The organism is Streptosporangiales bacterium (assembly GCA_009379955.1).
In the GTDB taxonomy this organism is placed as follows: Bacteria; Actinomycetota; Actinomycetes; order Streptosporangiales; family WHST01; genus WHST01.
Window position 1 is genome coordinate 64,020 of record WHST01000017.1, and the last position, 6,922, is coordinate 70,941.

The 6,922-nt window shown below is 72.2% G+C and carries 8 protein-coding genes; 2 read left to right on the forward strand and 6 right to left on the reverse strand.

What is annotated here, in order from left to right:
* Positions 1-69 precede the first annotated feature (69 nt).
* On the reverse strand, positions 70-1,029 hold the full coding sequence (locus GEV10_07770) for a helix-turn-helix domain-containing protein (protein MQA78361.1): 960 nt from the start codon (positions 1,027-1,029) through the stop codon (positions 70-72).
* A gap of 140 nt (positions 1,030-1,169) precedes the next feature.
* Between GEV10_07770 and GEV10_07775 the strand changes: the two genes are divergently transcribed.
* Positions 1,170-2,003 (forward strand): NAD(P)H-binding protein, encoded by an 834-nt coding sequence (locus tag GEV10_07775; protein ID MQA78362.1) that lies wholly within the window; start codon positions 1,170-1,172, stop codon positions 2,001-2,003.
* A 2-nt stretch (positions 2,004-2,005) separates the two neighbouring features.
* On the opposite strand, the gene GEV10_07780 is transcribed toward GEV10_07775, so the two are convergent.
* From GEV10_07780 to GEV10_07800, 5 genes are all read right to left on the reverse strand, one after another.
* The gene (locus GEV10_07780; GenBank protein MQA78363.1) at positions 2,006-2,956 is read right to left on the reverse strand and encodes a 3-hydroxyacyl-CoA dehydrogenase family protein; all 951 of its coding nucleotides are present in this window, start codon (positions 2,954-2,956) and stop codon (positions 2,006-2,008) included.
* Between the two features lie 63 nt (positions 2,957-3,019).
* Positions 3,020-3,259, reverse strand: coding sequence for a hypothetical protein (locus GEV10_07785; protein ID MQA78364.1), 240 nt, complete (start codon positions 3,257-3,259; stop codon positions 3,020-3,022).
* On the reverse strand, positions 3,256-3,651 hold the full coding sequence (locus GEV10_07790; protein MQA78365.1) for a hypothetical protein: 396 nt from the start codon (positions 3,649-3,651) through the stop codon (positions 3,256-3,258). The genes GEV10_07785 and GEV10_07790 overlap by 4 nt, the downstream gene beginning before the upstream one ends.
* A 39-nt stretch (positions 3,652-3,690) precedes the next feature.
* Positions 3,691-5,580 carry an MFS transporter gene (locus GEV10_07795; protein MQA78366.1) on the reverse strand — a complete coding sequence of 630 codons (1,890 nt, stop codon included), beginning with the start codon at positions 5,578-5,580 and terminating at the stop codon, positions 3,691-3,693.
* Between the two features lie 7 nt (positions 5,581-5,587).
* Positions 5,588-6,103, reverse strand: coding sequence for a MarR family transcriptional regulator (locus tag GEV10_07800; protein MQA78367.1), 516 nt, complete (start codon positions 6,101-6,103; stop codon positions 5,588-5,590).
* A gap of 45 nt (positions 6,104-6,148) precedes the next feature.
* On the opposite strand from GEV10_07800, the gene GEV10_07805 reads away from it, so the two are divergent.
* On the forward strand, positions 6,149-6,787 hold the full coding sequence (locus GEV10_07805) for a TetR family transcriptional regulator (protein ID MQA78368.1): 639 nt from the start codon (positions 6,149-6,151) through the stop codon (positions 6,785-6,787).
* Positions 6,788-6,922 lie beyond the last annotated feature (135 nt).

Consider the following 6,922-nt stretch of genomic DNA (forward strand, 5'->3'; position numbering starts at 1 on the left):
TTACCCGGTCGGAGAGGCCCGGGACGCGTGCGGCGTTCCGGGCCTCTCGCCGTCGTCGAGCCCGTGGCGTCACCCGCTCGAGGCCATGGCGCTGCGTCTGACCGCGCCGGGCGGGATGCCCACGACCCGCTTGAACGCCCGCGCGAACGCCGCCTCGGACTGGTACCCGAGCCGTCCGGCGAGCTGCGCGGCGGTCGAGCGATCGTCCTTGAGCGACAGCATGGCGACGTGCATGCGCCAGCGGGTGACGTACTGCATCGCGGGCTCGCCGACCAGCGTGCTGAAGCGCGCGGCGAACGACGAGCGTGACATCGCCAGCTCGCGCGCGAGCGACGCGACCGTCCATTCGCGTGCCGGGTCGCGGTGGATCATCGCGATCGCCCGGCCGATCACCGGGTCCCTGAGGGCGCCGAGCCAGCCGGTGCGGGCGGCCGGGTCGCTCTCGAGCCACGCGCGGATCGCCTGGATCACGACGATGTCGCCGAGCCTCGTGATGACCTCCTCGCCGCCAGGCCGCAGGTCCTTCGCCTCGTTCGCCATCAGCGTGAGCGTGCTGTGCATCCACGAGCCCTGGGTGCCGGACGCGTCGACGTACATCGTCTCGGGCAGGGTGGCGACGAGGTGGTGGGCGGCGGGGTGGTCGAAGCGGACGGCGCCGCAGATGAGCTCCGTCGGCTCGCCGCCCCCGCCGTGGCGGAGGATCTCGTATCGGTCACTGACCGCCTCGCGGTCGAGACCGAGGACGTCGGGGGCGGGCACGCCGGGCCCGCTGCGGATGACATGACCCTTGCCGTGGGGGACGAGGACGAGCTCGCCGGGACCCATCGCCCGCTCGTCCGCCGACCCGACCTGGAGCCACGCGCGCCCGGCGGTGACCACGTGGAACCACAGGTGGCCGGGGAGCACGGGGGCGGTCAGTCCCCACGGTGCGGTCAGTTCGGAGCGGCAGTAGTACGCGCCGTTCATCCGCAGCTGGTGGAGCGCCTCGCCGATAGGGTCGGTCGGCCGCCAGGGGTCTCTCGTGTCCATGCGTCGAGTATCCGCCGCGTCCCGACCGCGCGTCCATGACGCTGGACGATCGGGCATGTCTTGGCGTCGATCTGGCATGGAAGGTCCGGTCGATCCGGTGTTCGCTGGACGAAAGGCAACGGACGAGCGAGGGAGCGATCATGAACCAAGGACCACGGCCGACGCTGGTGCTCGGCGGGACGGGCAAGACCGGGCGCAAGGTGGCGGAGCGCCTGACCGGACGCGGAGTGCCTGTGCGGGTGGCGTCCCGTGCCGGTACCACGCTGTTCGACTGGACCGACGAGGCGACGTGGCGTCCCGCGGTCCATGGCGCGGAGGCGGCGTACCTCTCGTTCTACCCGGACATTTCGGCGGCGGGCGCGCCGGAGGCGGTGCGGGCGTTCGCCGACGTCGCAGTCGAGGCGGGCGTACGGCGGCTGGTGCTGCTGTCCGGGCGCGGCGAGCCGGAGGCGCAGCGGGCGGAACGGCTCGTCCAGGACGCGGGCGCCGAGTGGACCGTGGTCCGCTGCTCGTGGTTCAACCAGAACTTCAGCGAGAACTCCCTGCTCGACCAGATCCGCGCCGGCCGGGTTGTGCTCCCCGGGGGTCACGTGCCCGAGCCGTTCGTCGACACCGGCGACATCGCCGACGTGGCCGTGACCGCGCTCACCGGGGACGGCCACGCCGGCGAGATCTACGAGCTGACCGGGCCCCGGATGCTCACCTTCGCGGAGGCGACGGCCGAGATCGCGCGGGCGACGGGTCGCGACATCGAGTTCGTCCCGGTCACCCTCGACGAGTACGCCACCGAGCTGAAGGCGCAGGGCCTGCCCGACGACCTGGTGGCGATGCTGACGTTCCTGTTCGGCGAGGTGATGGACGGACGCAACTCGTCGCTCACCGACGGCGTCGAGCGTGCCCTGCACCGGGCGCCGCGCGACTTCGGCGACTACGCCGGCGCCACGGCGGCGACCGGCGTGTGGGACCCGGCATAGGGTCAGTCCGGCGTGTGCTCGGCGTCGACGGCGCCGAGCATCCGCCGGTACCTGCCGTCGCGTTCGCGCATCAGCGCGTCGACCTCCGCGGCGGTGTACGCGGCGAACCCGTGTCCGGCCTTGGTGCCGAGGCGTCCCTCGGCGACGAGGCCGCGGAGCGACGCGGGCTGGGCGAACTGCGGGCCGTACGTCACCTCCAGCGTGTCGAGGATGCTGGCGTAGACGTCGAGCCCGGCCATGTCGGCGATCTGGAACGGTCCGTACGCCGGCAACCGGAACCCGAACGAGCGTCGTACGACGGTGTCGACCTGCTCGGGCGTGGCGAGTCCCTCGTCGACGCACGCCAGTGCCTCGAGGAAGAGCGCGAGCTGCAGGCGGTTGGCGATGAAGCCGGGAGCAGCGCGGACGACGACGGGCTCCTTGCCGATCGCGGTGAGGACCGTGCACGCGCGGTCGACCGTCTCGGACGCCGTGGCGGGCGCGGCAGCCACCTCGACGCAGGGCACGAGCTCCGCCGGGTTGAAGAAGTGGGTGGCGACGAACCGCCGCGGGTGGGTGACCGCGTCCGCGAGGGTGTCGATCGGCAGCGACGACGTGTTGGTCGCGACGACGGCGTCGGCCGAGGCGAGCCCGGAGACCTCGGCGAGGACGGGCACCTTGACCGCGACGTCCTCCGACACGGCCTCGACGACGACGTCCGCGCCGGCGACCGCCGCGGCGAGGTCGCCGGTCACCGTGATGCCGCCCGGCCCGCCCGTGTCGTCGACGTCGCGGCCGGTGAAGCGCTGCCACGTGCCGCGCAGAGCGTCCCTGGCGCCGGGGAGCGCGTCGTCGCGGTCGTACCCGCGGACGGCGGCACCCGCGGCGGCGGCCGCCACGGCGATCCCCTGTCCCATCGTCCCGAAGCCGACGACGGCGAGCGTGTACCCCGCGGCGTCCGTGGGTGCGGTCATGGCGTCCTCCCTCGACTGTGCGTCCTCTGACGCGTCGAGGGACACTCCATCACCCCGCCGGGATCACTCGGCAGGCATGCGGTGCCGGGTGAGGCCGCGCAGGGCACTCGCCGCGTAGACGACGAGTGCCGCGAACGCGACCGCCGAGACGGCGATGCCGAGCCAGAAGACGTTCTTCGTGTACGCGGTCCAGGCGGCGCCGCGGGTCTGGAAGTCGACGATCCAGGGTGCGGCGGCGAGCCACGCGCCGCCGAGCAGCGCGAGCACCGTCGTCGTGAGGCCGAGCCTGTCCTTGCCGTTCAACGCGTTCCCGTCCGTTCCCTGTCGAGGTCGTGGGTGAGAGCGGCGACGAGCGGTGCCAGCATCGCCCGCAGCTCCGGGTCGCCGCCCGCGGGCGCCTCGGCGGCGGCCGGCGAGGCCGCGGCCGCGGGCGGGGGAGCAACGGGTACGCGCTTTGGTCGCGGCACCACGAGACCGCGTTCGACGAGATGCTGGCGGATCGCGGCGGCGTAGGCGACGGCACCGATCACGCCGAGGACGACCAGGCCGGCGCCGGACGCGACACTCGTCCACGTCTCGTCGGTCCAGTCGGCTCCGGACGGTTGGGCGCCGAGCGCGAACGGTGCGAGCAGGAGCCACAACCCGGCGAGGACGCCGAGGCACGAGGCCACGGCACCCGCGAGTCGTCCGGTCATGTCTGAGATTCCCCCTCCGGTGAGCGAAACGGTCTGCGGTCAGTTCGGATAGACGGCCTCGGCCGGTTCGACCGTGGCGGTACGCACGTGCTGCCGCGGTGGCGCGGGCGGCGGAGCGGGAGCCGCCCCGCCCGTCGCGTACCTGAGCAGCGCGACCGCGGTCGGCCGGACGATGGTACGGGCGGCGTACGCGGCCCGCTCGGCGACGCGCCCGGGCCGGTCGGGCACCATGCGCGCGAGCACCTGCGCGAGTGCGCTGTCGTCGTGCAGCCGCTCCGCCCGCTCCGCGACGAGCGCGAGCACCAGTCCCGCGAACAGCACGTCGTCGGTGCCGGCGGTGGCCGGTGAGGCAGGTGGCTCGGCCGCGGCCCGCCCCGTCCGCAGGACGAGCTCGGGCATGGCGACGACCGCGACGAACGCGATCAGCGCGGCGGGGACGCCGAGCAGGAACACCGCGTGCAGAGCGCGGGTGAACGCCTCGAGGACGACATCCTGGAGGGGGCCAGGCAGCGCGTGGATGGCCGACGGCGTGCCCAGGTGGACGCTGCCGCCCGCGCCCGCGGGCAGCGCGATGTGGCGTTCGGCCAGCAGGGACGTGATCTCGCTGGCGAGACGGTTGGTGAGCACCGCACCGAAGGCCGCGATGCCGACGGCACCGCCGAGCGAGCGGAAGAACGTCACCGATGCCGTCGTGGTGGCGAGGTCGGACCGGGGGACGGCGTTCTGCGCCGCGAGGACGAGCACCTGCATGGTGAGGCCGAGGCCGAGGCCGATCACCGCGATGTCGAGGCCGAACACCAGGTGGGAGGTGTCGACGTGCAGCCGCGACAGCAGGAGCAGGCCGGTGGCCACCAGCAGGGTGCCGACCACGGGGTACACCTTCCAGCGGCCGAACCGGCTGATCAGCTGCCCCGACGTCATCGAGGTGGTGAACATGGCGACGACCATCGGCACCGTCATCAGGCCGGACGCCGTGGGGGTCATGCCCTTGACGATCTGCAGGTACTGCGGCAGGTAGATCATCACGCCGAACAGCGCGACGCCGACGAACAGCGACGCGACGATGGTGAGGATGACCGTGCGGTTGGTGAACAGCCGCGGCGGCAGGATCGGCGCCGCCGACCTGCGTTCGACCAGCACCGCGGCGACCCCGAAGACCACGGTCGCGGTGACCAGGAGCACGGTCCAGCCGGATCCCCAGGCGAACTCCTGCCCGCCGAGCGACAGCCAGAGCATCAGGGAGCCGGCGGCACCGGTCACCAGGAACGCGCCGAGCCAGTCGATCCTGGTGTCCCGCTTCACCCGGGGGAGGTGCAGCACCTTCTGGATCACGGCGAACGCCACGATGGCCAGCGGGATGGACACGTAGAAGCACGCACGCCAGCCCAGCGCGTCGGCGTCGACGAGGAATCCGCCGAGCAGCGGGCCGAGGACCATGGAGATGCCGAACACCGCGCCCAGGTAGCCGGAGTAGCGGCCGCGCTCGCGCGGCTCGACGACGTCGCCGAGGATCACCTGGGTGAGTGCCTGGAGCCCGCCGGCGCCGAGGCCCTGGATGGCCCGCGCGGCGATGAGCTGACCCATGTTCTGGGAGAGGCCGGCGGCGGCGGAGGCGACGACGAAGAGCACCAGCGCGATCTGGAAGATCCGCTTGCGGCCGAAGACGTCGGAGAGCTTGCCCCACAACGGTGTCGAGACCGTCATCGCGAGGATGGTCGCGCTCGCGACCCAGGAGAGCTGGTCCTGCCCGCCGAGCTCGCCGACGATGGTCGGGAGGGCGGTGCCGACGACCGTCGTCGAGATCATCGACGTGAACATCGCCAGCAGCAGGCCGGTCAGGATCTCCAGGATCTGCTTGTGCGTGTACCTGGGTGCGACGTCTTCGGGCCCTGCGGGGCCCGGTCCGGCGTGCCGTGCTGACGTCGTCATTCGTGGGTCACGTGCTCTGCACTCTCCTCGTCGTCCGCTGGTTCCTGGCCTGTCCGGGCTCGGTCGCCGCGTGCAGCGTCTGCGCGACCCGGCTGAAGAACGTCGCCATCTCGGGCAGCTGGCTGCGGGTCTCCGCGTCGAGCAGCTCGGTGTAGCGCGTCATCTTGCGCCGCCGGTCGGCGCGCAGGGCGTTCTTCCCGGCGGTGGTGAGCGACAGCCGGTGCGCGCGCTGGTCGCTGGGGTCGGTCGCCGTGTCGAGCCAGCCCCGCTGCACCAGCGGCTCGAGCCGCCGGCTCACGGTGGAGACGGCGAGGCCGAGCTCGGCCGCGACGTCGCTCACCCTGGTCGGCTGCAGCCGCTGGACGACCCACAGGAGCGGCATCGCGTTCGCGTTCAGCTCCGGATCGTCCGGCGCGCGTAGCTTGCGTATCGCCTGCTTGATGACGATGAGGGCCTCTTCGAACTCGTGGAGGGCCTGCAGCTCGTCACGGGACAGCGTCGTCGAGTCGTGAATCGTCTGCATCGCCCGTCACCCCATTGCGTGCGGCATACAACCAACTTAGTAAACATGCGTATACTACGTCAAATCTGCGATGATGCTGCGCTCGCGTACGGGCACGGGAGGCGGCAGGTGGGTGCGGGCAGGACACGCGACCGCGCGGCGACCGAGACGAGGATCCTCGCCGCCGCCCGTCGGCTCTTCGCGCGCGCGGGCTACGACCGCGTGACGGTACGCGCGATCGCGGCCGAGGCCGGGGCCAACCCGGCCCTGATCAGCCGCTACTTCGGCTCCAAGCAGCAGCTCTTCGGCGAGGTCGTGGCCGAGGCCTTCCGCCTCGAACGGCTCCTCGACGGCCCGCGGCCCGAGCTGCCGAGCCGGCTGGCCGAGTTCTGCCTGCGCCGTGGGAGCTCGGGCGACCGCGCCCTGATCGAGGCGATGAACCGGTCGTCGGCCGTCCCCGAGCTGCGGACGGCCGTGGCACAGCGGATGGACCAGCACTTCGTCGAGCCGCTCACCGCGCTGCTCGGCGGCACGGATGCCAGGGAGCGCGCGCTCGTCACGCTCGCCCTCGTCAACGGTGTCGGCACCCAGCGCAGGTCGCTCGGCAGCCGAGGCCTGCCGGTGGGGGAGGAGGCCGCCTCGGCCCGCGCCCTGCTGACCGCGACCTTCGCGACGGCCCTGGGCTCGTACGACTCAGCCTCCTAGGAGCGTGGGTCAGTAACACGCCAGTTGGGTTCCGCTGATCGTGGCGGGTTTCGCGAGATCATGAGTTGTGCCTGGAGATGCTGATGGTCACGGTTTGTTCGATGTCGATCCGATAGATCCGATCCGGGTGGTCGG